The organism is Roseovarius sp. CAU 1744, from assembly GCF_039839345.1.
GTDB lineage: Bacteria > Pseudomonadota > Alphaproteobacteria > Rhodobacterales > Rhodobacteraceae > Roseovarius.
The window spans coordinates 172,724-196,606 of the sequence record NZ_JBDOQV010000010.1 but is presented as its reverse complement, the minus strand read 5'-3'; the positions used below and the strand labels follow the sequence as shown (position 1 = coordinate 196,606).

Annotated in this window: 23 protein-coding genes; 11 read left to right on the top strand and 12 right to left on the bottom strand. The window is 59.8% G+C overall.

The window, feature by feature from the left end; all coding sequences use genetic code 11:
* Window positions 1-155: 155 nt before the first annotated feature.
* The 5 genes from AAFO92_RS19740 to AAFO92_RS19720 all read right to left on the bottom strand — a co-directional run bounded on the left by AAFO92_RS19740 (window position 156) and on the right by AAFO92_RS19720 (window position 6,240).
* Window positions 156-1,040, bottom strand: coding sequence for a LysR family transcriptional regulator (locus AAFO92_RS19740; RefSeq protein WP_347538128.1), 885 nt, complete (start codon window positions 1,038-1,040; stop codon window positions 156-158).
* A gap of 965 nt (window positions 1,041-2,005) precedes the next feature.
* Window positions 2,006-3,367 (bottom strand): TRAP transporter large permease subunit, encoded by a 1,362-nt coding sequence (locus tag AAFO92_RS19735; protein ID WP_347538126.1) that lies wholly within the window; start codon window positions 3,365-3,367, stop codon window positions 2,006-2,008.
* Window positions 3,357-3,998, bottom strand: a complete 642-nt coding sequence (locus AAFO92_RS19730) for a TRAP transporter small permease subunit (protein ID WP_347538124.1) — start codon at window positions 3,996-3,998, stop codon at window positions 3,357-3,359. Before AAFO92_RS19730 ends, AAFO92_RS19735 begins: the two co-directional genes overlap by 11 nt.
* A 28-nt stretch (window positions 3,999-4,026) precedes the next feature.
* Window positions 4,027-5,109: a TRAP transporter substrate-binding protein gene (locus tag AAFO92_RS19725; RefSeq protein WP_347538122.1), complete on the bottom strand. Its 1,083-nt coding sequence runs from the start codon at window positions 5,107-5,109 to the stop codon at window positions 4,027-4,029.
* A 645-nt stretch (window positions 5,110-5,754) separates the two neighbouring features.
* Complete coding sequence (locus tag AAFO92_RS19720) at window positions 5,755-6,240, bottom strand: NAD(P)H-dependent oxidoreductase (RefSeq protein WP_347538120.1); 486 nt, start codon at window positions 6,238-6,240, stop codon at window positions 5,755-5,757.
* Between the two features lie 100 nt (window positions 6,241-6,340).
* Between AAFO92_RS19720 and ade the strand changes: the two genes are divergently transcribed.
* Complete coding sequence (gene ade, locus AAFO92_RS19715) at window positions 6,341-8,035, top strand: adenine deaminase (protein WP_347538136.1); 1,695 nt, start codon at window positions 6,341-6,343, stop codon at window positions 8,033-8,035.
* Window positions 8,036-8,089: 54 nt separating this feature from the next.
* Here ade and AAFO92_RS19710 read toward each other — a convergent pair whose 3' ends face one another.
* From AAFO92_RS19710 to AAFO92_RS19700, 3 genes are all read right to left on the bottom strand, one after another.
* The gene (locus AAFO92_RS19710) at window positions 8,090-9,232 is read right to left on the bottom strand and encodes an ABC transporter substrate-binding protein (protein ID WP_347538118.1); all 1,143 of its coding nucleotides are present in this window, start codon (window positions 9,230-9,232) and stop codon (window positions 8,090-8,092) included.
* A gap of 19 nt (window positions 9,233-9,251) precedes the next feature.
* Window positions 9,252-9,488, bottom strand: a complete 237-nt coding sequence (locus tag AAFO92_RS19705; RefSeq protein ID WP_347538116.1) for an Lrp/AsnC ligand binding domain-containing protein — start codon at window positions 9,486-9,488, stop codon at window positions 9,252-9,254.
* 61 nt (window positions 9,489-9,549) lie between these two features.
* Entirely contained in the window at window positions 9,550-9,975 is a 426-nt protein-coding gene (locus AAFO92_RS19700) for a tellurite resistance TerB family protein (protein ID WP_347538114.1), read from the bottom strand.
* Between the two features lie 117 nt (window positions 9,976-10,092).
* Here AAFO92_RS19700 and AAFO92_RS19695 point away from each other — a divergent pair, with 117 nt between their 5' ends.
* The 3 genes from AAFO92_RS19695 (at window position 10,093) to AAFO92_RS19685 (ending at window position 12,556) form a co-directional block, all read left to right on the top strand.
* The gene (locus AAFO92_RS19695) at window positions 10,093-11,667 is read left to right on the top strand and encodes a lysine--tRNA ligase (RefSeq protein WP_347538113.1); all 1,575 of its coding nucleotides are present in this window, start codon (window positions 10,093-10,095) and stop codon (window positions 11,665-11,667) included.
* A gap of 143 nt (window positions 11,668-11,810) precedes the next feature.
* Entirely contained in the window at window positions 11,811-12,056 is a 246-nt protein-coding gene (locus tag AAFO92_RS19690) for a hypothetical protein (protein ID WP_347538111.1), read from the top strand.
* A gap of 104 nt (window positions 12,057-12,160) precedes the next feature.
* The gene (locus tag AAFO92_RS19685) at window positions 12,161-12,556 is read left to right on the top strand and encodes a cytochrome c (protein WP_347538109.1); all 396 of its coding nucleotides are present in this window, start codon (window positions 12,161-12,163) and stop codon (window positions 12,554-12,556) included.
* Here the strand turns inward: AAFO92_RS19685 and AAFO92_RS19680 are convergent.
* The 4 genes from AAFO92_RS19680 to AAFO92_RS19665 form a co-directional block, all read right to left on the bottom strand.
* A complete protein-coding gene (locus AAFO92_RS19680; protein WP_347538108.1) occupies window positions 12,553-13,311 on the bottom strand; it encodes a hypothetical protein in 759 nt (252 codons plus the stop codon). The two genes, AAFO92_RS19685 and AAFO92_RS19680, sit on opposite strands and share 4 nt — an antisense overlap.
* A gap of 250 nt (window positions 13,312-13,561) precedes the next feature.
* Window positions 13,562-14,233: a hypothetical protein gene (locus AAFO92_RS19675; protein ID WP_347538106.1), complete on the bottom strand. Its 672-nt coding sequence runs from the start codon at window positions 14,231-14,233 to the stop codon at window positions 13,562-13,564.
* 76 nt (window positions 14,234-14,309) lie between these two features.
* Window positions 14,310-15,395, bottom strand: a complete 1,086-nt coding sequence (locus AAFO92_RS19670; protein ID WP_347538134.1) for a CaiB/BaiF CoA-transferase family protein — start codon at window positions 15,393-15,395, stop codon at window positions 14,310-14,312.
* 60 nt (window positions 15,396-15,455) lie between these two features.
* On the bottom strand, window positions 15,456-16,442 hold the full coding sequence (locus AAFO92_RS19665; RefSeq protein WP_347538104.1) for a DMT family transporter: 987 nt from the start codon (window positions 16,440-16,442) through the stop codon (window positions 15,456-15,458).
* A 121-nt stretch (window positions 16,443-16,563) separates the two neighbouring features.
* Between AAFO92_RS19665 and AAFO92_RS19660 the strand changes: the two genes are divergently transcribed.
* The 7 genes from AAFO92_RS19660 to uvrC all read left to right on the top strand — a co-directional run bounded on the left by AAFO92_RS19660 (window position 16,564) and on the right by uvrC (window position 23,856).
* A complete protein-coding gene (locus tag AAFO92_RS19660; RefSeq protein ID WP_347538102.1) occupies window positions 16,564-17,067 on the top strand; it encodes a carbon monoxide dehydrogenase subunit G in 504 nt (167 codons plus the stop codon).
* Between the two features lie 100 nt (window positions 17,068-17,167).
* On the top strand, window positions 17,168-18,094 hold the full coding sequence (locus AAFO92_RS19655; protein ID WP_347538100.1) for an ABC transporter ATP-binding protein: 927 nt from the start codon (window positions 17,168-17,170) through the stop codon (window positions 18,092-18,094).
* Window positions 18,091-18,852, top strand: a complete 762-nt coding sequence (locus tag AAFO92_RS19650; RefSeq protein WP_347538098.1) for an ABC transporter permease — start codon at window positions 18,091-18,093, stop codon at window positions 18,850-18,852. Before AAFO92_RS19655 ends, AAFO92_RS19650 begins: the two co-directional genes overlap by 4 nt.
* Before the next feature lie 117 nt (window positions 18,853-18,969).
* Complete coding sequence (locus AAFO92_RS19645) at window positions 18,970-19,767, top strand: S49 family peptidase (RefSeq protein WP_347538096.1); 798 nt, start codon at window positions 18,970-18,972, stop codon at window positions 19,765-19,767.
* Window positions 19,768-19,935: 168 nt separating this feature from the next.
* Window positions 19,936-20,898, top strand: a complete 963-nt coding sequence (locus tag AAFO92_RS19640) for a calcium/sodium antiporter (RefSeq protein WP_347538094.1) — start codon at window positions 19,936-19,938, stop codon at window positions 20,896-20,898.
* Window positions 20,885-21,691 carry an SDR family oxidoreductase gene (locus AAFO92_RS19635; RefSeq protein ID WP_347538092.1) on the top strand — a complete coding sequence of 269 codons (807 nt, stop codon included), beginning with the start codon at window positions 20,885-20,887 and terminating at the stop codon, window positions 21,689-21,691. The genes AAFO92_RS19640 and AAFO92_RS19635 overlap by 14 nt, the downstream gene beginning before the upstream one ends.
* 293 nt (window positions 21,692-21,984) lie before the next feature.
* Window positions 21,985-23,856 (top strand): excinuclease ABC subunit UvrC, encoded by a 1,872-nt coding sequence (uvrC, locus tag AAFO92_RS19630; RefSeq protein ID WP_347538091.1) that lies wholly within the window; start codon window positions 21,985-21,987, stop codon window positions 23,854-23,856.
* The last annotated feature ends 27 nt before the right edge of the window (window positions 23,857-23,883 follow it).

Sequence of the window (23,883 nt, the reverse complement as noted above, 5' to 3'; positions counted from 1 at the left end):
GCATCGAAAACCCGCTCTTCTACAAGGAAAACACCCGCATGTTCTACGGCGACGCAAAAGACAGCGTCAACAGCCTGCTCAGCAAGATCAACTGACCCAGGCCGAATGAAAAAAAGGCCAGGGCAAGGCGGGGTTCCGCAAGGCGCCGCTCATCGCTATTGAAGCTGCGCCGAAAGTGTCTCGACGATGAAATCCCGGGCGACACCGACCCGCTTGTTCATGACGGAGTCCTCCTGAACCAGAACCCAAACATCGAGCTCGAGCCGGGTTGTGTCGCCCAGGACCGGCACAAGCCCGCATTTCTCGGCGGCAAAGGATGGTAGCACGGCGATCCCCGCGCCATTGCTGACCGCCCTGAGCTGGGCCTCGAGTGAGGTTAGCCGCAGCGCGAGGCGGTCTTCGGGGTATACCTCTTCAAGCCATGCGGACATGACCAGATATCGCAACTCGTCCGTCCAGCCGATAACGCGGTGCGTGGTCAAATCATCCGGAACCTTGGGGATACCGTTGATGCTCAGATACGTTTCCGATGCATAAAAACGCATCACCACGATGCCGATTGACCGCATCTTGTAGGTCCCACTTTTCGGACGCACGAGCCGGACCGCGATATCAGATTCCCGCTTGGTCAGCTGGATTGGCCGCACGCTCGAACTGATTTCAAGACGAATCCGCGGGTTCTGGGCCAGAAAAGTGCCGATTTCCGGCAGGATCAGTTCCTGGCCGATCAGCTCGGGAAGGGCAATGCGGACCAGCCCGGACATGCCGTCCTGGCTGCCGGAAGCTGAATGTTCCAGCCAGACAAGCTGTTCTTCAATGGCTTCGGCCTGCGGCACCAATTCGCGGCCGACTTCGGTCGGGATGTAGCCATCCGTGAGGTGATCGAACAATTTCAGCCTAAGCGCGTCTTCAAGCGCTTTTACGCGCCGGTACACGGTCGACGTGCTGACACTCAACTGACGTGCAGCACTGCTGAGTGATTTCGCACGAGCAACGGCGAGGAAGAACCTGAGATCGTTCCAGTCCATTTTTTGTGCCAAGATTGCATTTTCCTTTTGGCGTTCGGTGAGCGTGTTTGCCGCTAGCGCGTCAACAACCTTAGCGCAAACGGCTGTGGGCTCCTATAAAAATCGGGTCCCGGCGTTACGGGTCTGGTGCAGCGAAGGGCGCGCGAAATAAGGCGCCCCGGTGTGAGGACGTAGTTCGCTCTACGAGTTTCATGCGTTGTTGGGTAGAGGTGCGAGGTGCAGAAATGTTCGTGCGATTTTCGCGGTGTTCGAGGACCAGGCGGGGTCGTTGTATGAGGCGCCCCGTTTCGACCGAAACACTGCGCCGTCGATGACGATGTGCCCGACGCGGACACCGCATGATATAAGTTCATGGGCAAAGCTTTGGCTCATTCCCCGCGAAGTAAACTTGCCCATAGTGAATGGTGCGAACGGCACAAAACCCTTCAGTCCGGCGGAGGCGCCGGCGAACAGCAGTGTGTTCTGGCCCCTAGCTAACATGCAGCGTGCCGCTTCTTGGGCGACCAGAAATGCCCCCACACTGAAACCGCAAGCGTCGCATGTGTGGCCCCCAGATTAAGTGCTGTGACTGTTCACCAGTTTGAGGCACTTGCCTTGACAAAACTGCGTCACGTTACCGGCAAATGGTAACTGCTTTGTCGAACAGCGCGGCGACTTCAGCTGCGTCCCACTGTCCTTTCTGCACTCCGGTGACAGGTCTTCTGCAAGTCTCAAAAAGAGGATGGTTTCGTATTCTGCTTTGACAAAGGGCAGCAATGGTTGAGCCAAGCCGGGGGCCGACGCCAACAATGGTTTCAGTCGTAGAACGGCTTCGATGAAGCAAGAGAATTTGGCGACATCCACGTGCGTCCGCATGTCGGGCTGTTACTTCTGAAAAACCTGCCGCGTGCAGCAATGCAACGCGACGCTGATCACCGTCTTGTTGCATCTGAATGGCGAATTGGCTGCCGACTGGCGGATGTCCATGCGACGTGGCTCTAGTAAGTGATCGACGGCAGCCATGTCACGAGTTCGGGGAACCGGAACACCAAGCTCAGGCCTAGAATTTGAATGCCGATGTATGGCACAATACCTTTGTAGATATGCCGCATGGTCACGCCATTTGGGGAAACACCTTCAAGATAAAACAGCGCAAATCCCATTGGGGGCGTTAGGAAAGAGGTTTGAAGGCAAACGGCGAACAACACCGTGAACCAGACAGGATCGAAGCCGAAACCGGTAACGACGGGCGAAACAAGGGGTAGGATGATCAAGACTATCTCGATCCAGTCCAGGAAAAACCCGAGCAGAAAAGTTACCGCGAGTATTGTGATCACTACACCATCGGGCCCGAATGGCAGTCCGCGCAGGCTGGCGCCGATGAATTCATCGCCTCCGAATCCGCGCAGCACCAGCGAAAAGGCCGTGGCGCCAAGAAAAATTGCCAGGATAAATGCCGTGGTGCGCAGTGTGCGCTCACAGACCTCGAACAGAACCGACCAGCTGAGTCTGCCATTTGCAAACGCCAGGAGCATCGTACCCACGGCGCCGATACCGGCCGCCTCCGTCGGCGTGGCGATACCCCAGAAAATCGATCCCAGCACACCGAATATAAGCGCCGATGTTGGCAGGATAGCGAGGACGGTTTTAGCGACGGCGCCAAGGCCAATTTCGATATTCTCGTCGGAAAGAGGCGCAACTGCCGGTATGCGATATGCCTTGATGACCAGATAGACAATGTACATCCCCCCAAGCATCAGACCGGGAACCAAGGCTCCCATAAAGAGGTCTCCGACCGGAAGTGCCATCCGGTCGGCCATTAATACGAGCATGATACTAGGGGGAATAAGAATGCCCAACGTGCCGATACTACAGATCACACCGGTCGCATATTCGGGCCGGTATCCACGATCCAGCATGGCAGGTAAGCCGATAGTCGCCAACAATACGACCGATGCCCCGATGATCCCGGTCGATGCCGCCAACATGATCCCGATAACGGCAACGACGACCGCAAGATCTCCTCGGACGCGCCCGAAAAGCAGCGACATATTTTGCATCAGCGTGTCTACGACGCCCGACTTGTCCAGCAGAAGACCCATGAATATGAACAGCGGCATGGCGACCAGCACCCAGTTTTCCATTATGTCCCAAATCCGGTCTACGATGGCCGAGAAATAACTCCAGTCGACCTGGTAAAACGTCGACTGAAACAGATCACTATGGTTTAGGGCGATGTCACCAGCGAACGTGAAAAGAACTGCGATGCCCCCAAGTACCCAAGCGATAGGAAAGCCGGTGAGCAGCAAGCCAAAGAACGACACGAACATCAGAACGCAAAAAATCTCGTTAATTTCCATTTCTAAACTTTCTATTGGCACGATCCCCGTACTTCCGCTTCGTTGACAAGAGATCTCGCGCCGTTTGCCAAAGACGCACCAGCAATGCTGCCAAGAGCAGGCCAAAACCGATCAGAATGAAGGATTTGATGATCCAGCGAAACGGAAGCCCGCCAGGAGCGGAAGACACTTCTTGAGTTTGCCAAGAGTAGAAGACAAATGTGATCGCGTAGAATTCGACAACAAGGATGAATGGCAAGAGCAGAAATATTCCACCGAACAATTCGATCCATAGCTTGCTAGACCGGTTCAAACGTTGGCGAAGAAGATTAACACGCACATGCTCATCGGTAATAAAACAGTATGGTACGCCGACCATGAAACCGACCGCATAAAGATGCCATTGCAGCTCTTCGAGCAGGGTCTGCCCTCCAAGTGAAAAGTTTCTCGATACGATCGAAGCCAGAACCACTGCGATAAGAGCGAGCCAAACCAGAGACGTAATTTTGAAGCACTTTTCTACGAAGCCCCAGACTCGTGCGGATCTTCCAGCACCTGTAGCGGCTCGCCGTGATGCGGTTTCTGACGAGCGGCTATTGTTGGCCGCCGTCTGGCCGCCCGTGGAATCGACTGGTTCGCGCACAAAAGTCATGCCTGGCCCTCGTCCGGATATTTATGCGCTATCGCTGGATGTAGCCGACCGCGGTCCACTTCTCATACGTGTCGTGAAAGGTATTCTGAGATTCGACAATTGTGGCAAAGTTGGCATCCGCTTCAATCTGCGCAGCCTCGACGGCTGGATAAGCGGCCTCTAGTGTCTCAAGAATTTCGGAGGACAAAGTGCGGACCTGCACGCCATTCGCGATGTTTTCGGCCATTTGAATTCCTGCAAGGTACTCGCTTCGGGCCAGATTCCTTAGCGTCCCACCAGTGCAAGCCGTTTCGATTACCGCGCGTTGCCGATCGCTGAACGAGTTCCAGACGTCGCGATTTACCACCAGGTGCATCGCGGTAAATCCCTGATGCCACCCTGGAAAGTAATTGAATTCAGCGATTTTGTAGAAGCCCAGCTTCACGTCCACTTGCGGCGTGTTGTATTCGGTCGCGTCGATGGCGCCGCGTTCCAAGGCAGAGAACAGTTCACCGCCAGGCAAGTTGGTGATGGCTGCGCCGAATTGCTGTAGCAATTGCCCGCCTAGCCCAGCGAACCGTATGTTCAGACCATTGAAGTCTTGGATGTTGGTTATTTCTTTGCGGTACCAACCGGCCGTTTCCGGTCCGTTCAGACCGCAGAGAATGGGATGGATGTTATGAGCGGCATATAGATCTTCGCCCAACGCTTTGCCGTCGCCTTCAAACCACCAAGATATGAATTCGACCGGTTCGAATCCGAATGGACGACCCGCTGAAATCAGAACCGAGGCGGGTATCCGGCCCTGATCATATCCCAGCCAAGTGTACCCAACCGGCACCTTGTTGTCCTTGACTGCTTGTGTGATCGACGCGGCATCAACAAGCGCGCCCGGCTCGAACGCTCGCATCTGTACCTGACCCTCCGTAAGCACGGAAATCTGGTCGGCGATGGTCACGATCTGGTCTCCCAGACCTGGCAAATTGGTTCCGAACGCCGTGGCCACGCGCAGGCGGAAATCTTCCTCCGCGATCACACAAGATGCGGTCGCCATTGTCATCGCGGCAACTGCGGTCGCCGTCCTGATACCCGATTTGAAACTGTTGAAATTAATGCGCGGACTAAGCGTCATCACGACTCCTCCCATGAGTTAAATTTGCGGTAATTAGACGTGCGCCACGCGATGTGGATAATCGCGATCGCGTATTTTAGGCCTCCCGCCATGTAGTTTAGGAGCGGCTTTTGTTACCGAGAACGAACAATACTGACACTGCGCTTTTCAATTTTGGCAAGCGACGTATCGGTTTCTGTGTCCTATTATCCTTTACGACTATCTGGCGGGCTCACCGTCCGTCATTTGATCCCACCCTCAAGGACTTGGAGCCAAGGCCTTGAGGCCCAAACCACGCAGGAGGGGATGATATTTTCTGCTTCTTGGCTAAAGTTTCTGAACCCGACAAGCATCAAGCCGGATGCCACGCCTTTCCAAACATCAACGGGCACCGGATCATGTCCGGGTCTATTGTGGGGGGCGGTATTTCGGTAAATCGAGACCCTGAACGTGTTTCTGGCGCAATCGACTTCATACTGTTTGGTACCGACAGGCCCCGGGTATCTAAGCGTCAAGATGAGATCACCTGCTTCATAAACTTCGGCCCGTCCGCTCAAGGGGTTCCAGGTTTTGCGGCGGATGCTTTAGCCGAATGGTGCTGGTGGTCTGACAGGTCGGGCCAACCGCTTGCGGCACCGGTGCAGTGCTGAGATTACGTGTCGGGCGTCAGAATACGCCCATGCTTAAACCCGCCGCTAGTGCCTGACCTAGTTCTCGGCACTTTTCCAGCTCGTAGTCGGGGATCGTTTTTGTCGCCAGAATTTGTTCCGGCGTCTGCGCGTGGGTGCAGATGATGATGGGCTCTTGCACGGGCTTCAGCCGCCAGCCCTGGGCAATGCGGGCGATCTGGCGCACGGCGTTTTCGCCGTCGGATCCGGCGCAGACCATCTGGGCATAGGGCCGCCCTTCGATCCGGCCGAGCACGGGATAATAACAGCGGTCAAAAAAGTCCTTCATCACGCCGGCAATCGCGGCCAGATTCTCGGGCGCGCAAAAGATGTAGCCATCGGCGTTCAGCAGATCCTCGGGGCCGGCCTTGTCCGCGCGCAACAACCGGGTCTCCGCTTCCTCGTGGGCAGCCGCACAAGCCGCCTCGGCCATCTGCCGGCTGCCACCCGTTCGTGAGTAATAGACAATCAAGAGCTCTGCCATCCTGCCGATCCTAGGCTGGAATTCCGGCGCTGACCATATGCGGCATCTGCGCCGCTCTTTGCCCATTGGCGCGGCCTTGGAACTGGGGCATCATCGGGGGATGGCGGAACTGGAACAGAGAATTGCACAAGCCCGTGGCGACGAGCCCGCGGATCTTGTGCTGCGCGGCGGGCAGGTGTTTGACCTGGTGACGGGCGAGATGCTGAGCGGTGACGTGGCCATATGCAACGACCAGATCGTCGGTATCGCCGCCAGTTACGAAAGCCGGCAGGTCATTGATGTTTCAGGATTAATACTCGTTCCCGGTTTCATCGACACCCATCTGCATATCGAAAGCTCGCTGGTTACGCCGTTTGAATTCGACCGCTGCGTCGCGCCCCGGGGTGTGACCACCGCAATCTGCGATCCGCATGAGATTGCCAATGTCGTGGGCCCAGACGGCATCCGGTATTTCCAGGCGGCCAGTGAACAGACGGCCATGGATATCCGGGTGCAATTGTCATCCTGCGTGCCGTCAACGGATATGGAAACCTCGGGCGCGCGGATCGAGGCCGAAGACCTGATGCCGCTGATGGGCCATCCCTCCGCGATCGGGCTGGCGGAATTCATGAACTACCCGGGCGTCATTCATCGCGAACCCGCTGCGATGGCCAAGCTGCGCCTCTACGATGGCGGGCATGTCGACGGGCATTGCCCACAGCTGACGGGCCGCGATCTGAACGCCTATATCGCCGCCGGAATCCGCACCGAACACGAGGCAACGACGGCTGAAGAGGCGCGGGAAAAGTTGCAGAAGGGCATGAGGGTGCTGATCCGCGAAGGCTCGGTCAGCAAGGATCTTCACGCGCTGCAACCGCTGCTGAGCGAACGGACCGCGCCCTATATGTGCCTTTGCACGGATGACCGCAATCCGCTCGACATCGCCGAGCACGGCCATCTGGATTACATGATCCGCACGCTGATTGCGCTTGGCACGACCCCGCTTGCGGCCTACCGCGCCGCGTCGCTTTCGGCGGCCGAGGCGTTTGGCCTCAACGATCGCGGCCAGATCGCACCGGGCAAACGGGCGGATATCGTCGCGGTCTCCTCGCTTGAGGCCTGTGATGCGCAGCTGGTGCTTTGTGCCGGGCGGGTGGTGGGCGACGAGGCATTTGCCGCGCGGAAAATCGTCTCTCCGATCGGCCGCGCCTCGGTCAGCGCGCCGCAGCTTGGTGCCCGCGATTTCCGTCATGCCGGCAACCGCAGCGATACCGATGTGATTGGCATCATCGAAGGCAAGATCATCACCGAACATCTGCGTGAAGAAATCGAGATTGTGGATGGCGACAAATACCCCGATCCGGCCCGCGATCTGGCCCGTATCGCGGTGGTCGAGCGGCATGGCCAGAATGGCAATATCGCCACCGGTTTCGTCCGTGGCTTTGGCCTGCAGGCAGGGGCCATCGCCTCGACCGTGTGTCACGATCATCACAACATCGCCTGTGTCGGGGTCGACTACGGCGACATGGCGCTGGCGGCGAACCGGCTGGGCGAGATTGAGGGCGGGTTCGTGGTCGCCCGGGATGGCAAGGTTGTGGCCGAACTGGCGCTGCCCGTGGCCGGGCTGATGAGCCTGGAGCCGTTCGAGGTGGTGCGCGACCGGCTGATCGAATTGCGCGACGCGGCGCGCGACCTTGGCGTGACATTGGAAGAGCCGTTCTTGCAACTGGCCTTTCTGGCCCTGCCGGTGATCCCGGCGCTCAAGATCACGGATCGCGGGTTGGTCGATGTGAAGAAGTTCGAGATCATTCCATAAAAAAACGCGCCCGGAATTTCGGGCGCGTCACTAGTGGCGACGATGTGAAGGCGACTACATCTTGCAATCGTCCACATAGACATTGGCGTGGTCTTCCAGTGCCGTGCCGATGATCTTGTTGGTATAGACGTCACCTTCCTTGATCACCTCGCGGACATAGATCGTCTGCACCGGGTGATGGTTGGCGGCGAACTTGAAATCGCCCCGGGTCGAGGCGAAATCGGCCTCCATCAGCGCGGCGCGGAAAGCATCGGCATCGCTGACATCGGCCTTGGCCATGGCGCTGATCAGAAGGTTGGCGGTATCATAGCCCTGGGACGCATAAAGCGAGGGCAGGCGGCCATATTCGGCCTCGAACGCCCCGACGAATGTCTTGTTGGCGGCGTTGTCGATGTCCTTGTTCCATTGGCTGGTGTTCTTCACGCCCATCGCCGCATCGCCCACCGCCTGCAGGATACCCTGATCAAAGCTGAAGGCGGGACCCACGACCGGCAGGTCGAGACCGCTGTCGGAAAGCTGTTTCAGGAAGGAAATCCCCATACCGCCGGGCAGGAAGAAGAAGATGCTGTCAGCGTCGCTGGCCCGGATCTGGGCGATTTCGCTGGCATAATCCTTCTGACCGAGCTTGGTATAGATCTCGCCGGCCAGTTCGCCCTGGTATAGCCGCTTGTAGCCGGTCAGCGCGTCCTGGCCCGCCGGATAGTTGGGCGCCAGGATAAAGCTTTTCTTGAAACCGGCCGAATTGGCATAACCGCCCGCGGCCTCGTGCAGGTTGTCATTCTGCCAGGCGACGTTGAAATAGTTCGGATGACAGCCCTTGCCCGCCAGCGCCGAGGGTCCGGCGTTGGGCGAGAGGTAGAATTTGCCCTGCGCGGTGGCTGCGGGCACGACCGCCATTGCCAGGTTCGACCAGATGATGCCGGTCAGCACATCCACCTTCTCGGACTGGATCATCTTGTCGGCAAGCTGCACCGCGATCTCGGGCTTGCGCTGATCGTCCTCGACCACGATTTCAAGGTTGTCGTTCCCGGCCAGCTTGGCGGCCAGCAGGAACCCGTCGCGCACATCGATGCCAAGCCCGGCGCCACCGCCCGACAGCGTGGTGATCATGCCGACCTTGACTTTACCGTCGGCTGCCAGTGCGCCGGTGCCAAGCGCGCCCATGCAGGCGGCCGCAATCAGTGATTTCAGTTTCATAATCCCTCTCCCTTGGTAGTCAGAACGCCTTGAATGTCAGCGTCGTTTCCGTCCGCTCGATCCCGTCGATATCCAGCAGCTTTTCATTGATGAAATGGCCAACATCCTCGGATTCTTCCAGATACAACTTGAGCAGCAGGTCGAAGGGCCCGGATGTCGAGTAGAGCTCGGAATGAATTTCGCGCAGCGCGATCTGCTCGGCGACGCGATAAGACGTGCCGGGCTTGCAGCGGATATTGACGAAAACGCAGCGCATCTGAAATCCTCCCGTGGCTTTGGCGCCATTAAGACCAAATTTGCGGGCGGAAGGAAAGGGGCTAGAGGGTCAGGTGACGGGCGCGAGAACCGCGTTCGATGGCGGCGGCGTGCAGGCGGTCGATATTCAGCTCATAGCGGATTTCTTCGAGGATTCGCAGCTCGGGCTCGTCCAGCGTGCCATCGGCGGCCGCCACGTCACAGGCCAGCGCATAGGCGGTCTCGAACAGGCGCTCGGGCAGGTTGTCACGGACCAGACCGAACAGCGCCTCAAGCCCGTCCTCGACGCTGAAAAGGTCGAACACGGTTTGCGCCATTACCCGCATCCGGTCGGTGTCATAGCCTGCGAATACCGGCAGGTTGTTGACGGCATTTTCGATCTTGACCAGTTCCGAGGTGCGAATGTTCTCGTCGGATGCCGATACTGCGATCATCACGGCGACCAGGCAGTCCTGGGGCGTCAGCGGATGCGGGATTGGGGTGGTCATCGTGTGTCCTTTGCAATGCGGCGTTGCAGCGCAGAATATTGACTGTCAGCCCGGTGAGCAATAGGAAGCGCACTAGCTCGGGCGCGACGAATCCGCCTGAATTTCTGGAGATTTCCCATGTCTGATCTGCGCGATGCGGCACTGCAATCGAAAGCCTGGCCTTTTGAGGAAGCACGCCGGGTTCTCAAACGCTATCAGAAGGCTCCGCCGGAAAAGGGATACGTCCTGTTCGAGACCGGCTATGGCCCCTCGGGCCTGCCGCATATCGGCACCTTTGGCGAGGTCGCCCGGACCACGATGATCAAACGCGCGTTCGAGCTGATCTCGGACATCCCGACCAGGCTGATCTGTTTCTCGGATGACCTGGACGGGATGCGCAAGGTACCGGGCAACGTGCCCAACCCGGAAAAATTGCAGGAATATCTGCAACAGCCGCTGACCAGCGTCCCCGATCCGTATGGCACGCATGACAGTTTCGGCGATCACAACAACGCCATGCTGCGCCGGTTCCTGGATACGTTCGGGTTTGAATACGAGTTCATCAGCGCCACGGATTTCTACCGCTCGGGCCGGTTTGACGAGGTGCTGCTGCGCGCGGCGGAACGCTATGACGACATCATGAAGGTGATGCTGAAAAGCCTGCGCGAGGAACGCCAGCAGACCTATTCGATCTTCCTGCCGATCCATCCGGACACCGGCCGGGTGCTTTATGTGCCGATGAAAGAGGTCAACGCCAAGGACGGCACCATCACTTTTGACGACGAGGATGGGCGGGAAATGACCCTACCGGTCACCGGCGGCAATGTGAAGCTGCAATGGAAGCCCGATTTCGGTGCCCGCTGGGCGGCGCTTGGCGTTGATTTCGAGATGTATGGCAAAGATCACTCGACCAATACCCCGATCTACGACCGGATATGCGAAATCCTGGGCCAGAAAGCGCCCGAGCATTTCACTTATGAACTGTTCCTGGACGATCAGGGGCACAAGATTTCGAAATCCTCGGGCAATGGCGTTTCGATTGACGAATGGCTGACCTATGCCGCAACCGAGAGCCTTTCGTATTTCATGTACCAGAAGCCCAAGACCGCAAAGCGGATGCATTTCGACGTGATCCCCAAGGCGGTCGATGAATACCACCAGCAACTGCGCGCCTATCCGACGCAGGACGCCAAGGGCCAGCTCAACAACCCGGTCTGGCACATCCACGGTGGCGACGTTCCCGCAAGCCGCATGGTGGTGCCGTTCTCGATGCTGCTGAACCTCGCCTCGGTTTCCGGCGCCGAGGACAAGGGTCAGCTCTGGGGTTTCATCCAGCGCTACGCGCCCGAGGCCAGCCCCGAGGCCAATCCAGACATGGACCAGGCGGCGGGCTTTGCCGTGCGCTACTACAATGATTTCGTGAAGCCCGGAAAGACCTATCGCCTGCCCACCGATCTGGAGCGCGCGGCGCTGGAAGATCTGCGCGCCCAGCTAGTGGCCTATGACGGCGCAGTAGATGACGAAGCGCTGCAATCGGTGGTCTATGCGGTCGGGCGCGATCGGTTCGATCCGCTGCGCGACTGGTTCAAGGCGCTTTACGAGGTCTTGCTTGGCGCCAGCCAGGGGCCGCGGTTTGGCGGATTTATCGCACTTTACGGCGTCGACGAAACCGTCCAGTTGATTGATGACGCGCTGGCGGGCAAGCTGGCCTGACCGTAGTGGCCCGGCAGGGCCGGATCTGGGCCGGGGTTTTGCCCCGCTCAGTGGATAACAGGCGATGGCCCGACCGGCGTGCAGGTAAACCGCTCTGCCACAGGGGCCATCGAGATGAGGCAAGTGGAGTACAGAGCATGAAGATGTCATTCAAAGCAACGCCGATCCTGGGCAGTGCCGCCTTGCTGGCGCTGACCGGATGTATTGATCCCGCGGATTACGAGACAGCGCCGGTAACGGTCGAAACCGCCAAGGGACCGGTTGTCTGCCAGCTTTACCGGAAACGGCAGGTCATCTGGGACGAGGCAATCTCGATCCCGCCGGGCATGTCGATCAAGGAAGGCGACCAGATTTGCATCAACGAGGGTAAGCGCCGGCTCAGGGGGTAAGCGCGCCCGGCGTTTCCGATACCTTCGCCAAGCCGGCGCGTCCTTTGCGTCAGATCAATTTCTGTGGGTCCGATCCGTGGCAGGATCGGTGCAGGAGAATTGTCATGAAAAAAGTCGCTACACTTGCACTGTTTGCAGTTGCCACCGCCTGCGCCCCGGTGTCGATGCCCGAAGCGCCCGAGGGCAAGGCTCTCTTCACCGAGAATTGCGCGCAGTGTCACGGTGCCTCGGGCACCGGCAACGGACCGTGGGCGGCATCCCTGTCACCGCGACCGGCTGATCTGACGCGTCTGTCCAAGGGGGGTGTGTTCCCGCGCGCCAGGGTCCTCTCGGTCATCGACGGGTATGACCGGACCGGCCTGCCGGGTCACGAAATGCCTGAATTCGGGCTGCTTCTGCGGGGCGATACCGTTCCGGTCGATGTGGGCGACGGCGTGCTGACACCGACACCGCGCCCGCTTGCCGCACTGCTGGCCTATCTGGAAAGCATTCAGAATTAGACCTTGCGGCGCAATTCGACGATGGATTTCCCCAACCGGAAGGGGGCGGCAAAGCTGACCAGGCAAAGCGCGATGATCTGCAGGACCAGAATATGCGAGTTTGCCTGCAGGAATTCCCATTCATCCTTCAGCTTACCGACCTGCGCAATCAGCTCATCGTAGCTTTGCGCGATGATCTGGAAATCCGCCGCCAGAGCGGGTTGGCGGGGGCGCAGACGTTCGAGCGCGGGCGTGGTTGCCTCGTCAAGCGGCGCAAAGGCCAGGAATTGCGCCGCATCGAAGTGATCGACCTTATCGATCATCATCTGCATCTCGTCCTCATCGCCGCCGCCGCGGATAATGAAATTCAGCCCGCTGAGCGGTGCCACTTCGTTCGAGACAGCCAGAAACAGCGGCAGATCGGCGTTTTCGGCCGTTGACGCCGACAGGAATTCGACCTTGTCGCATAATGCCGCCACATCGGCATTTTCGGTGGTTTCGCAATGGGCCAGGCGAAACCGGGCCGCGTCCCGGTCAAAGGCGGCGGTGGCGGCATAGGCAATGTCGATCTGACGGTCGATCCGGCCGCTATCGGCCTTGTAGACCCCTGCAAGAACCGCCACCAACGCGCCAAAACCGCCCAGCACGACCCAGATCAGATCGGCCACCAGCCAGGCGCGGTGCCCGGCCGGCTTGCGAAAGATCAACGCCGTTCCGATCACCCCCGCGATCGCAAAGAGAAAGAGCATCAGGAACTGGTTTTCGATCATGAACATCGGCACGCCTTGGCTGAGCGCAGCCACGTTAGGATGGAGAAGGCGAAGGGGGCAAGTACCTAGGGATTATCGGCAGCGCGAAAACATGCTAATAATGCAGGACATTACTTTGGGGAAGAAAATGAGAACTCTCAGGATTGTCGCAATTGCGTTCGCGCTGGTCTGGTCGATTGCCGGCTGTGCCCAGCAGGAAGAAGGCGTGCCATCGGGCGGGTCCAGCGGATTTGACGGCGGCGATTGATCCCATACCCTAGCTGCAGATTCCCTGCAGCTGGGCGTCTTTCCACGGGATCAGTATCTGTCGTGGAACCTGCAGATCACGCATCGGGATCGTGTCGGAAATAAGCGCTTTCAGCCGGTTGGTTCGGCTGCCTTCAGGGTCGAGCGCGGCACAGCAGACATATTCCTCGACAATCCCGGCCTGCTGTTCATAGCCGTAGTCCAGAAACCGCGTCTGCGTGTCGATGTCAAAAAGGTAAGGGTCGTCGCTTTCGGCGTGTTCGCGGGCGGCGCGCAGGGGGGAATATCCCGTTTTCGCCCGGTTCTGCCATTGCCAAACATGGGTGATTTCATGGGCGAAGAGCATAGCGCTCAGCAAGTCAAGCCGTTCGGGGTAGTTCTGCATGAAGTCGTCCAGGTACCAGTCGCGGGCATAGAAGACCTTGTTGTGTATGACCATTGCCACCGGCGTAACCGTCACCAGATCTTCCTCGGGTTCTGGCAGGATCAGTTCGCGGCAGGCCAGGCGCGGACGTTTCGGACGCAGCAAGGTGATCGAGCCCACCGGAGAGCCGCGGACCGCGCGGATGCGTGACGTGTCGATCGTGTCACCATGCAGCTGGGCGGCAAACGACTTTTCGGCCGGCGTCAGCGGGCGGCCACAGGCGGCGAGGGCGAGAAACAGGATAATCAACACGCGCATGGGCGCCACGTTAGCAAGAGTTGCCGCCATCGACGAGAGGGGAAAGACATGCCCCGAGGGGAAGTGGCCGCGATCGTCAGCCCTCTCGTGTCAGTTCCGCCAGGATTTCATCCGTGTGCTGGCCGCGTCTCGGGGCGCCGGCGATATTCGCTTGCCTGCCATCGAACCGGGGGGCGGGGGCGGGCTGCAGCGCACCGTCAACATGCTGCCAGGTAGCACGCGCCGCCATATGCGGCTCCGCCGCTGCCTCGTCGGGCGACAGAACGCGCGCCACGCAGGCATCGGACCCGGCAAAGAGCGCCTCCCAATGCGACGCGGGCTCTGCGGCAAAGATCCGTGCCAGCCGCTCGGTCTGCGCGGGCCATCGGGCACGGTCAAACTGATCGGCGAAACCGGGATCGCCGGTCAGGCCCATCAGGTCCAGGAATATGGCGTAGAACTTGGGCTCCAGGCATTGCACGCTCAGGTGTCGCCCGTCGGCACAGGCATAGCAGCGCGACCAATGCGGGCCGTCCAGCAGGCTCTGGCCGCGGGTCATGCTCAGGTTGCCCGAGGGTTGCATGGCCATAAGCAATGCCATCATGTGCGCCGAACCGTCGACGATCGCGGCATCCACGACCGTGCCCTTGCCGGTGCGCGCGGCGTTCAGCAGGCCCGCAAGCATACCCGCCACCAGGTACAGCGCGCCGCCGCCGATATCCCCGACCAGCGTTGCCGGCGCAAGCGGCGGGGTGCCGGGCAGCGAAGTGTACCAAAAGGCGCCCGACGTGGCGATGTAGTTGTAGTCATGCCCGGCTGTCTGCGCCCGCGGGCCGTCCTGCCCCCAGCCGGTCATGCGGCCATAAACCAGTTTCGGGTTGTCGGCGTGACAGGTTTCGGGGCCAAGACCCAGGCGTTCCATGACACCGGGGCGGAACCCTTCGATCAGGCCGTCGGCGCGGGCGATCAGTGCGCGTGCACGTGCCAGATCCCCGCGATCCTTCAGATCAAGGGTGATCGACCGCTTGCCACGGTCCAGCAGGCTTCGATCCCCGGTAATGTCGGGGGCCGGACCGGGACGGTGGATCACGATCACCTCGGCCCCCAGGTCGGCCAGCATCATCGCCGCGAACGGGCCGGGGCCCAGCCCTTCTATCTCGATTATCCGAATGCCGTGCAGCATCATGTCTCCTCCGTGCCGTTCCGGCAGATTAGGCGCCCCTGCAATGGGGTGGAAGGCCGATCAGAACCGGCGATGCGCTTCTTTGTTCGCAAGTGCGCGCAGCTTTTTCTGCCGTTCACGCAGGAACACGAACAGACCCGAGCCAAGAATCAGAAGGATGCCGATGGCGACGACCATATCCGGCAGATCGCCCCACATGTACCAGCCCCAGAACACGGCCAGGGGCAGGCCCAGGTATTCGAATGGCGCGATGATGGCGGCATCGGCCTGCCGATAGGCCTGCGCCAGCGTATAGCCGATGATCCCCGCATTCAGGCCCAGCAGGATGAACAGGTAGATGTCGCGTCCCTCGGGCCAGACCCAGGCGCGCAGCAGGAATATCAGGCTTTCGCTTTCCAGCCCTTCGGCAAAGCGGCCATCACCGGCAACTGCCCAGAAACAAAGGCTGACCAGAATGAACAGCGCCTGCAGATAGGCCGCCAGCACCGACGCCTTGGTGGTGGTGCCCAGCTTTCGGGTCAGCACTTGGGTGATGGCATAGGTCAGCGCCGCCACGATCGGTAACAGGTAAATCAGCAAAGAGACTTGCCGTTCCGTGCCGCTTTGCCAGGGGCGGGTCATGATGATGACGCCGATGAATCCCACCACCACGGCCCCCAGGCGCAGCGGACCGACCTTTTCCCCCAGGACCGGGATACTGAGCAGGGTGATAAGAAGAGGGCCGATGAAGAAGATCGCGGTTGCTTCGGCCAGCGACAGGACGGCAAGCGCGGAAAAGAAGGTCAGGTTGGCGGTAACCAGCATGAGGCCGCGCAGAAGGTGCAGGCCGGGCCGGTTGGTGCGCAGTATGCCCCAGCCGCCCTCGACCTGGACCAGCACCAGCGTGAACATGATCCCGATCAGGGATCGTGTGAAAACCATCTGATGAAGCGGGTACCCGCCCGACAGCAGCTTGATCAGCATGTCATTGACAGAAATCGCCAGGATGCCGACCACGATGAAGGTGATGCCCAGGGCAGGGTTGTGCAACTTTATGGAGGGGGTCATTCGGCGATCCTTTCCCATTGGCACTAGCAGTTTGCCTGCCGGAAGCACATGCCTGTTTGCGACTTTTCACAAGTTGCATTGCGGGCTAGGATCGCCGGGCATCAGCGAAAGGGCCCACTCCATGAAAATGAGCGACGAAAGAAACATCAAGGTTGATCGCGCGACCGTCTGGGCTGCGCTTCTGAGCCCCGAGGTGTTAAAGGAATGCGTGCCCGGCGCGCAGGAGGTGACCGGCACGCCCGAGGATGGATTCGAGGCGGTGGTGGTGCAGAAGGTCGGACCTGTAAAGGCGACGTTCAAGGGTATGGTGACCTTCTCCGATATGGTCGAGGGGGAAAGCCTGACCCTGACCGGCGAGGGAAAGGGCGGTGCCGCGGGCTTTGCCAAGGGGGGCGCCGATGTGCGGCTGGAGGACAGCGAGACCGGTACGCGGCTGATTTACGAGGTCGAAGCCAAGGTCGGCGGCAAACTGGCACAGCTGGGCAGTCGGATTGTCGACGGGTTCGCCAAGAAAATGGCGGATCAGTTCTTTGCCCGGTTCGAGGAGGCTCTCGAAGGGCCCTCGGACGAAGATGCGGCGCCGGACGCCGAGAAAAAGGGCTGGTTCAAGCGTCTCATCAGCTAGGAAATATGTGCGTGTGCGCAGAGTGGACTCTGCCCCGATCCGCCATTTTCACGGATCCGTGAATGGCCTAAATAGTCACGATCAATCAATAGGTGCGACGATGTCAATTGTTCAGGTGAGTGATCTGCGCAAAGTCTACAAGGACGGGTTCGAGGCGCTCAAAGGTGTCACGCTGTCGATTGAAGAGGGTGAGATCCTTGCACTTCTGGGGCCAAATGGCGCCGGCAAAACCACCCTGATTTCAACGCTTTGCGGCATCACCACCCCCAGTTCCGGTACGGCCAGCGTGGGCGGGCATGACATCCAGACCGGCTATCGCGCGGCGCGTCAGCTGATCGGGCTGGTCCCGCAGGAGGTGGCGCTGGAACCGTTCGAGAAAGTGCTGAACACGGTGCGGTTTTCGCGCGGCCTGTTCGGCAAGAAGCGCGACGATGCCCTGATCGAGCGGATTTTGCGCCAGCTCTCGCTATGGGACAAAAGAGACAACCGCATCCGCGAATTGTCGGGCGGGATGAAACGCCGTGTACTGATCGCCAAGGCGCTCTGCCACGAACCGCGCGTCCTGTTTCTGGACGAGCCTACCGCCGGCGTGGATGTGGAATTGCGCAAGGACATGTGGAAGATCGTCGAAGAGCTGAAGGCCAATGGCGTGACCATCATCCTGACCACCCATTACATCGAAGAGGCCGAGGCGATTGCCGACCGTGTTGGAGTGATCTCGAAGGGTGAGCTGCTGCTGGTCGAGGAAAAGAACGCCCTGATGACGCGGATGGGCCGCAAGACCCTGCGAATTGATCTGCGCGACCCGGTTGAGGCCGTGCCAGAGACACTTTCGGAATACGATCTGGAACTGTCCGGGGATGGCATCAGCCTGACCTACCACTATGACACGCGCGGGGAAGGGACGGGCATCACCCGGCTGTTGCAGGCTTTGGCGCGCGAAGGGCTGAGCCTGCGCGATATCCAGACGACACAGAGCAGCCTGGAAGAGATCTTTGTTGGCCTCGTACAGGAGGACGCCGCATGAATTTTCCCGCTGTCACGGCCATATATATCTATGAGATGAAGCGGTTTTTCCGTACCTTGATGGAAAGCTTCCTGTCGCCGGTTATTTCGACCTCGCTCTATTTCGTGGTCTTCGGCGCCGCCATCGGCAGCCGGATCGAGCAGGTGGACGGGGTCAGCTATGGCGCCTTCATCGTGCCCGGTCTGATCATGCTCAGCGTGATGACGCAATCCATCTCGAACGCATCCTTCGGCATCTATTTCCCGAAATTCATCGGCACGATTTTCGAATTGCTGTCGGCGCCGGTGAACTTCCTGGAAATCGTGCTGGGCTATGTGGGCGCGGCGGCGACGAAATCGCTGTTCATCGGTGTGGTGATCCTGTTCACGGCGGAATTTTTCGTGGACCTGAACGTTCAGCACCCTTGGGCGATGCTGGCCTTTCTTGTACTGACCTGCGTGTCCTTCTCTCTGTTCGGCTTCATCATCGGCATCTGGGCGGAGAATTTCCAGCAGCTGCAACTGATCCCGCTTCTGGTCATTACGCCGCTGGTTTTCCTAGGGGGATCGTTCTATTCGATCTCGATGCTGCCGCCAGCCTGGCAGACGATCACGCTGTTCAACCCGGTCGTCTACCTGATCTCGGGCTTCCGCTGGTCGTTCTTTGGTGCGGCGGATGTGGCCATTGGCTACAGCCTGCTGGCGATCGGGGCGTTCACGGTGATTTGCCTGGCGATCATCTGGTTCATCTTCCGGACCGGCTATCGGATCAAGTCCTGATGATGCCCGCAGCGGCGTGACTTATTTGCCCTCGGCAGGTAACTTTTTCGACCACTATTCACCTGAGCGCCTCTTGCCGCCTTGTATGCGGGCCATCCGCATTCTACATCGGGCATCATGAAACGCTGGATCCCCTTTGTTAAATCCGATCCGACCGTGGCTGTAATCCGCCTGTCCGGGACGATCGGTGCCACTACCCGTGCGCAACTGAATGACGAAATGATGGCCCCGGTGATCGACAAGGCCTTTAAACGTGGCAAGCCCGCGGCGGTGGCGCTGGTGGTCAACTCGCCGGGCGGCTCACCGGTGCAATCGTCGCTGATCGCCGCCCGTATCCGCCGTCTGGCCGAAGAGAAGGAGATTCCCGTTCACGCTTTCGTCGAAGACGTTGCCGCGTCGGGCGGTTACTGGCTGGCGACAGCTGCCGATGACGTCTGGGTCGACCCGGCATCGGTGGTGGGCTCGATCGGGGTGATTTCCGCCGGGTTCGGCGCGCCGGTCTTTCTGGCCCGGCAGGGGCTTGAGCGGCGCGTGCACACTTCGGTGAAGTCGAAAAGCATGCTGGATCCGTTCCAGCCCGAAAAGCCCGAGGATGTCGCCCGGCTGAAGGTGATCCTGGAACAGATGCACACCACCTTCACAGATCACGTGAAGGTGCGGCGCGGGGATCGGCTGGCGGATGCGCAGGACCTGTTTACCGGTGAGTTCTGGCTGGGCCGCCGTGCCGTCGAACTGGGCCTTGTCGACGGCATCGGCCATCTGGTGCCCAAGATGAAGGAGTTGTATGGCGACAAGGTCAAATTCGCCAATTACAGTCGCAAGCGCGGGTTGCTGCAGCGTTTCGGAACGACCCTGACGCAGGATGCGATCGCCGCGCTCGAAGAGCGTGCGGATTACGCGCGCTTCGGGCTCTGACGTGATCGTAAAGATAGTCATACTGTTTCTGGTGGCGATGGGCGTGCTGGCGATGTTCGGCAGGCTGCGCTTTCCGGGCCAAGACAAGCTTCGCTCGGCCAAGTGCCCGAAATGCGGTCGCTTCCGTATCGGCAAAGGGCCCTGCGCCTGTCAGAAAGGGGGCGGTAAATGATCGCCTGGTTGCTGGCCGGCCTGGGCCTTCTGATCCTGCTGCTGGCAGGCGACGCGCTGGTCAAGGGCGCGGTCAATGTCAGCCTGCGTGTGGGGGTTCCGGCTTTGATCGTCAGCCTGACGATTGTCGCCTTCGGCACCTCGGCGCCCGAACTGCTGATCTCGATCAACGCGGTGCTTGAAAACAAGCCCGGCCTGGCGCTGGGCAATGTCATCGGATCGAATACGGCCAACGTGCTCTTGGTGCTCGGTGTACCGGCGCTGTTGTCGGCGCTTCACACCAGCGGGTGCAACTGCCGCAAGACGTTTTACTTCATGATGGCGGCGACGGTGCTGTTCATCGGATTGGCATTCACAGGTGAATTTACCTTCGTGTCCGGTCTGATCCTGCTGGCGGCGCTGGCGCTGGTGCTGGCCGACGCGTTCCGAGATGCCCGCCGCCACCGCAAGGCGACAGCCGCCATGGCGTGCATGGAGACGGGCGAAGAAGAGGTTGAAGGCGCGGACCCGGACATGCCCTGGTGGCAGATTTTTGTCTTTCTCGTACTTGGTCTGATCGGCCTGCCGCTGGGGGCGGACCTGCTGGTGGACAATGCGTCGATCATCGCGCGGCGCTACGGTGTCAGCGATGCGGTGATTGGGCTGACGCTGGTAGCGATCGGGACATCCCTGCCCGAGCTGGCCACAACGGTGATGGCCGCCCTGCGCCGTCAGGCTGATGTGGCCCTGGGCAACGTCATCGGTTCGAACATGTTCAACCTGCTGGCCATTATCGGGATTACCGCGCTGATCGGCAGGGTACCGGTTGATCCGCAATTCCTTCGCTTTGATCTTTGGGTGATGCTGGCCGCCTCGCTGATGCTGATCCCCTTCGTCATCTTCAAACAGGATATTGGTCGTGTTTGGGGGATTGTCTTGACCACGCTCTACGGGGTCTATCTTACCGTTGTACTCTTCTGAACGGAGACGCAGGATGGCACGGGCACTGGTAACGGGCGCGGGAAAACGACTGGGGCGCGCGATGGCGCTGGAACTGGCGCGGCGCGGGTTGAATGTGGCGGTGCACTATGCCACCTCCCGCGAAGACGCGCTTGGCGTCGTGGCCGAGATCAAGGCGCTTGGCCGCAATGCCGTCGCGATTGAGGCCGATCTGCTGGACGAGACCCAGACCGAAACACTGATCGACAGGGCGGCCGAGGCCCTGGGCGGGCCGCTTTCAGTGCTCATCAACAATGCGTCGATCTTTGAATATGACACGATTGCCACCGCCACCCGCGAAAGCTGGGACAGGCATATGGAAAGCAACCTGCGCGCGCCCTTCGTGCTGACGCAAGCCCTGGCAAAAGGCGTGCCGGCGCCGCAGCAGGACGACGCCGGTGAGCCGGTGGCGCAGGGGCTGGTCATCAACATGATCGACCAGCGCGTGCGCAAGCTGACGCCCGAATTTATGACCTACACGCTGGCCAAGATGGGTCTCTGGGCGTTTACCCGGACCGCCGCGCAGGCACTGGCCCCGCGCGTCCGGGTCAACGCCATCGGTCCGGGTCCGACGCTTCGGGGCCACCGTCAAAGCGATAGTCATTTCCAGCGTCAGCGGCAGGCGACGGTCCTTGGGCGGGGCGCAAACGAGAGCGATGTCGTCGCGGCGCTCGGCTACTTCTTCGAGGCCCCTTCCGTCACCGGTCAGTTGCTCTGCGTGGACGGCGGTCAGCACCTTGGTTGGCGGACGCCAGACGTGCTGGGCGTTGAATAATCCTGCCTTGGGCCTGAAGTTTTGCACCCTTTTCCCGCACGTTCACCAATTCGTTACAAAACTCTCAATGTTTTCAGTATTTTGGCGAGGGGGAAGTTTTTCCCTTTTAAAATCAGTGGCTTGAAAAAGTGCCCAAAAAATAGGCAAATCGAGGAAGTGAGCAAAATACAAAGGAAAATTTCCGATCACGGAAACTTATCAGCAGATTTATCCACAAGTTACGTGGAAAGGTTTCCTCTTGCCCCTCAGGCGATATGGTTGCAGCCAGCTCAGAGAATCATTTCTTAACGACGATGACAGAAAAAGCATCGGAGAAGGCCCCGAAAACCGGGCATAAGGTGATCCAGTCCTATCTGCGGACATTGGATGCGTCGCCGGGTGTGTACCGGATGCTCGATGCACAGGCGCGGGTGCTTTACGTCGGCAAGGCGCGTAACCTGAGGGCGCGGGTTTCCAGCTATGCGCGGCCTGCCGGCCACACGCCGCGGATCGCGCGGATGATCTCGCAGACCGCGTCGATGATGTTCCTGACGACCAAGACGGAAACCGAGGCGCTGCTGCTTGAGCAGAACCTGATCAAACAGCTCAAGCCGCATTTCAACGTGTTGCTGCGTGACGACAAGAGCTTTCCGAACATCCTGGTGACCAAGGCGCATGATTATCCGATGATCAAGAAGCATCGGGGTGCGAAAAAGGAGAAGGGCGCCTATTACGGCCCCTTTGCCAGCGCGGGCGCGGTGAACCGGACGCTGGCGCAGCTGCAGCGCGTGTTCCTGCTGCGCAACTGCAGCGATGCGATGTTCGAGAGCCGCACGCGCCCCTGTCTGCAATACCAGATCAAGCGCTGCACCGCGCCCTGCGTCGGCCATATCTCGAAATCCGATTATGCGGCGTCAGTGGCCGATGCCGAGCGGTACCTGTCCGGCAAATCGACCGAGATTCAGGCCAAGCTGGCCGCCCAGATGGCCGAGGCATCGGAGGCGCTGGAATTCGAGCGCGCCGCGGCCCTGCGCGACCGGATCAAGGCGCTGACCCAGGTGCAGACCAACCAGGGCATCAACCCGCGCACCGTGGACGAGGCCGATATCGTGGCGCTGCACCTGGAAAAGGGGCAGGCCTGCGTGCAGGTATTTTTCATCCGCGCCGGCCAGAACTGGGGCAATCGCGATTTCTATCCCCGCGTGGGAGCGGATGTGGAAGAAGCCGAGGTGCTGGAGGCCTTCGTGGGGCAATTCTACGACACCAAGGAGCCGCCCCGCCAGGTGATCCTGTCGCACCCCATTGAAAACGCCGATCTGATGGCCGATGCGTTGACGGGCAAGCTGGGCCGCAAGGTCGAGGTGATCGTGCCCAAGCGCGGTGAAAAAGCCGAGCTTGTCGACGGTGCCGTGCGCAATGCCCGTGAAAGCCTGGGTCGCAAGATGGCCGAAACGGCGACGCAGGCCAAGCTGCTGAAAGGGCTGGCGGATGCTTTCGACCTGGACGGCGCCCCGCAGCGGATCGAGGTTTATGACAACAGTCATATCCAGGGCACGAATGCCGTGGGCGCAATGATCGTGGCGGGCCCGGAGGGCCTGATGAAGAACAGCTACCGCAAGTTCAACATCCGCGGTGATGACCTGACCCCCGGCGATGATTTCGGCATGATGAAAGAGGTGCTGACCCGGCGCTTCAAGCGTCTGCTCAAGGAAGACCCGGATCGCGATCAGGGCCTGTGGCCCGACCTGCTGCTGATCGACGGCGGTGCCGGTCAGGTCAGCGCGGTGGCCGGGATCATGCGCGAGATGGGTGTCGAGGACATCCCGATGGTGGGTGTCGCCAAGGGCGTGGACCGCGATCACGGCAAGGAGGAGTTTCATCGAATCGGTCAGCGCCCGATGGCGCTGCGCCGGAATGACCCGGTTCTCTATTTCATTCAGCGCCTGCGCGACGAAGCGCACCGCTTTGCCATCGGCACCCACCGGGCCAAACGGGCGAAATCCGCGGTGGCCAACCCGCTGGACGAGGTGCCCGGCGTGGGCGCGGCGCGCAAACGTGCGCTGCTGGCGCATTTCGGATCTGCCAAGGCGGTCAGCCGTGCCAATCTGTCGGACCTCAAGGCGGTCGATGGCGTGTCCGAAGGGCTGGCGCAGAAAGTCTATGATTTCTTCCATGAAAAGGGCTGATCCGTCGGTGCTTTCCCTTGGTCAAAC

What these genes read in the sequence shown, in the direction of transcription:
- AAFO92_RS19640 (WP_347538094.1), top strand. Translation starts at nt 19,936, where the DNA reads ATGATCGCCTGGTTGCTGGCCGGCCTGGGCCTTCTGATCCTGCTGCTG.
- AAFO92_RS19650 (WP_347538098.1), top strand. Translation starts at nt 18,091, where the DNA reads ATGAATTTTCCCGCTGTCACGGCCATATATATCTATGAGATGAAGCGG.
- AAFO92_RS19695 (WP_347538113.1), top strand. Translation starts at nt 10,093, where the DNA reads ATGTCTGATCTGCGCGATGCGGCACTGCAATCGAAAGCCTGGCCTTTT.
- AAFO92_RS19730 (WP_347538124.1), bottom strand. Translation starts at nt 3,998, where the DNA reads ATGACTTTTGTGCGCGAACCAGTCGATTCCACGGGCGGCCAGACGGCG.
- AAFO92_RS19675 (WP_347538106.1), bottom strand. Translation starts at nt 14,233, where the DNA reads ATGCGCGTGTTGATTATCCTGTTTCTCGCCCTCGCCGCCTGTGGCCGC.
- AAFO92_RS19655 (WP_347538100.1), top strand. Translation starts at nt 17,168, where the DNA reads ATGTCAATTGTTCAGGTGAGTGATCTGCGCAAAGTCTACAAGGACGGG.
- AAFO92_RS19670 (WP_347538134.1), bottom strand. Translation starts at nt 15,395, where the DNA reads ATGCTGCACGGCATTCGGATAATCGAGATAGAAGGGCTGGGCCCCGGC.
- AAFO92_RS19735 (WP_347538126.1), bottom strand. Translation starts at nt 3,367, where the DNA reads ATGGAAATTAACGAGATTTTTTGCGTTCTGATGTTCGTGTCGTTCTTT.
- ade (WP_347538136.1), top strand. Translation starts at nt 6,341, where the DNA reads ATGGCGGAACTGGAACAGAGAATTGCACAAGCCCGTGGCGACGAGCCC.
- AAFO92_RS19710 (WP_347538118.1), bottom strand. Translation starts at nt 9,232, where the DNA reads ATGAAACTGAAATCACTGATTGCGGCCGCCTGCATGGGCGCGCTTGGC.
- uvrC (WP_347538091.1), top strand. Translation starts at nt 21,985, where the DNA reads ATGACAGAAAAAGCATCGGAGAAGGCCCCGAAAACCGGGCATAAGGTG.
- AAFO92_RS19720 (WP_347538120.1), bottom strand. Translation starts at nt 6,240, where the DNA reads ATGGCAGAGCTCTTGATTGTCTATTACTCACGAACGGGTGGCAGCCGG.
- AAFO92_RS19705 (WP_347538116.1), bottom strand. Translation starts at nt 9,488, where the DNA reads ATGCGCTGCGTTTTCGTCAATATCCGCTGCAAGCCCGGCACGTCTTAT.
- AAFO92_RS19685 (WP_347538109.1), top strand. Translation starts at nt 12,161, where the DNA reads ATGAAAAAAGTCGCTACACTTGCACTGTTTGCAGTTGCCACCGCCTGC.
- AAFO92_RS19645 (WP_347538096.1), top strand. Translation starts at nt 18,970, where the DNA reads ATGAAACGCTGGATCCCCTTTGTTAAATCCGATCCGACCGTGGCTGTA.
- AAFO92_RS19700 (WP_347538114.1), bottom strand. Translation starts at nt 9,975, where the DNA reads ATGACCACCCCAATCCCGCATCCGCTGACGCCCCAGGACTGCCTGGTC.
- AAFO92_RS19660 (WP_347538102.1), top strand. Translation starts at nt 16,564, where the DNA reads ATGAAAATGAGCGACGAAAGAAACATCAAGGTTGATCGCGCGACCGTC.
- AAFO92_RS19690 (WP_347538111.1), top strand. Translation starts at nt 11,811, where the DNA reads ATGTCATTCAAAGCAACGCCGATCCTGGGCAGTGCCGCCTTGCTGGCG.
- AAFO92_RS19725 (WP_347538122.1), bottom strand. Translation starts at nt 5,109, where the DNA reads ATGACGCTTAGTCCGCGCATTAATTTCAACAGTTTCAAATCGGGTATC.
- AAFO92_RS19680 (WP_347538108.1), bottom strand. Translation starts at nt 13,311, where the DNA reads ATGTTCATGATCGAAAACCAGTTCCTGATGCTCTTTCTCTTTGCGATC.
- AAFO92_RS19665 (WP_347538104.1), bottom strand. Translation starts at nt 16,442, where the DNA reads ATGACCCCCTCCATAAAGTTGCACAACCCTGCCCTGGGCATCACCTTC.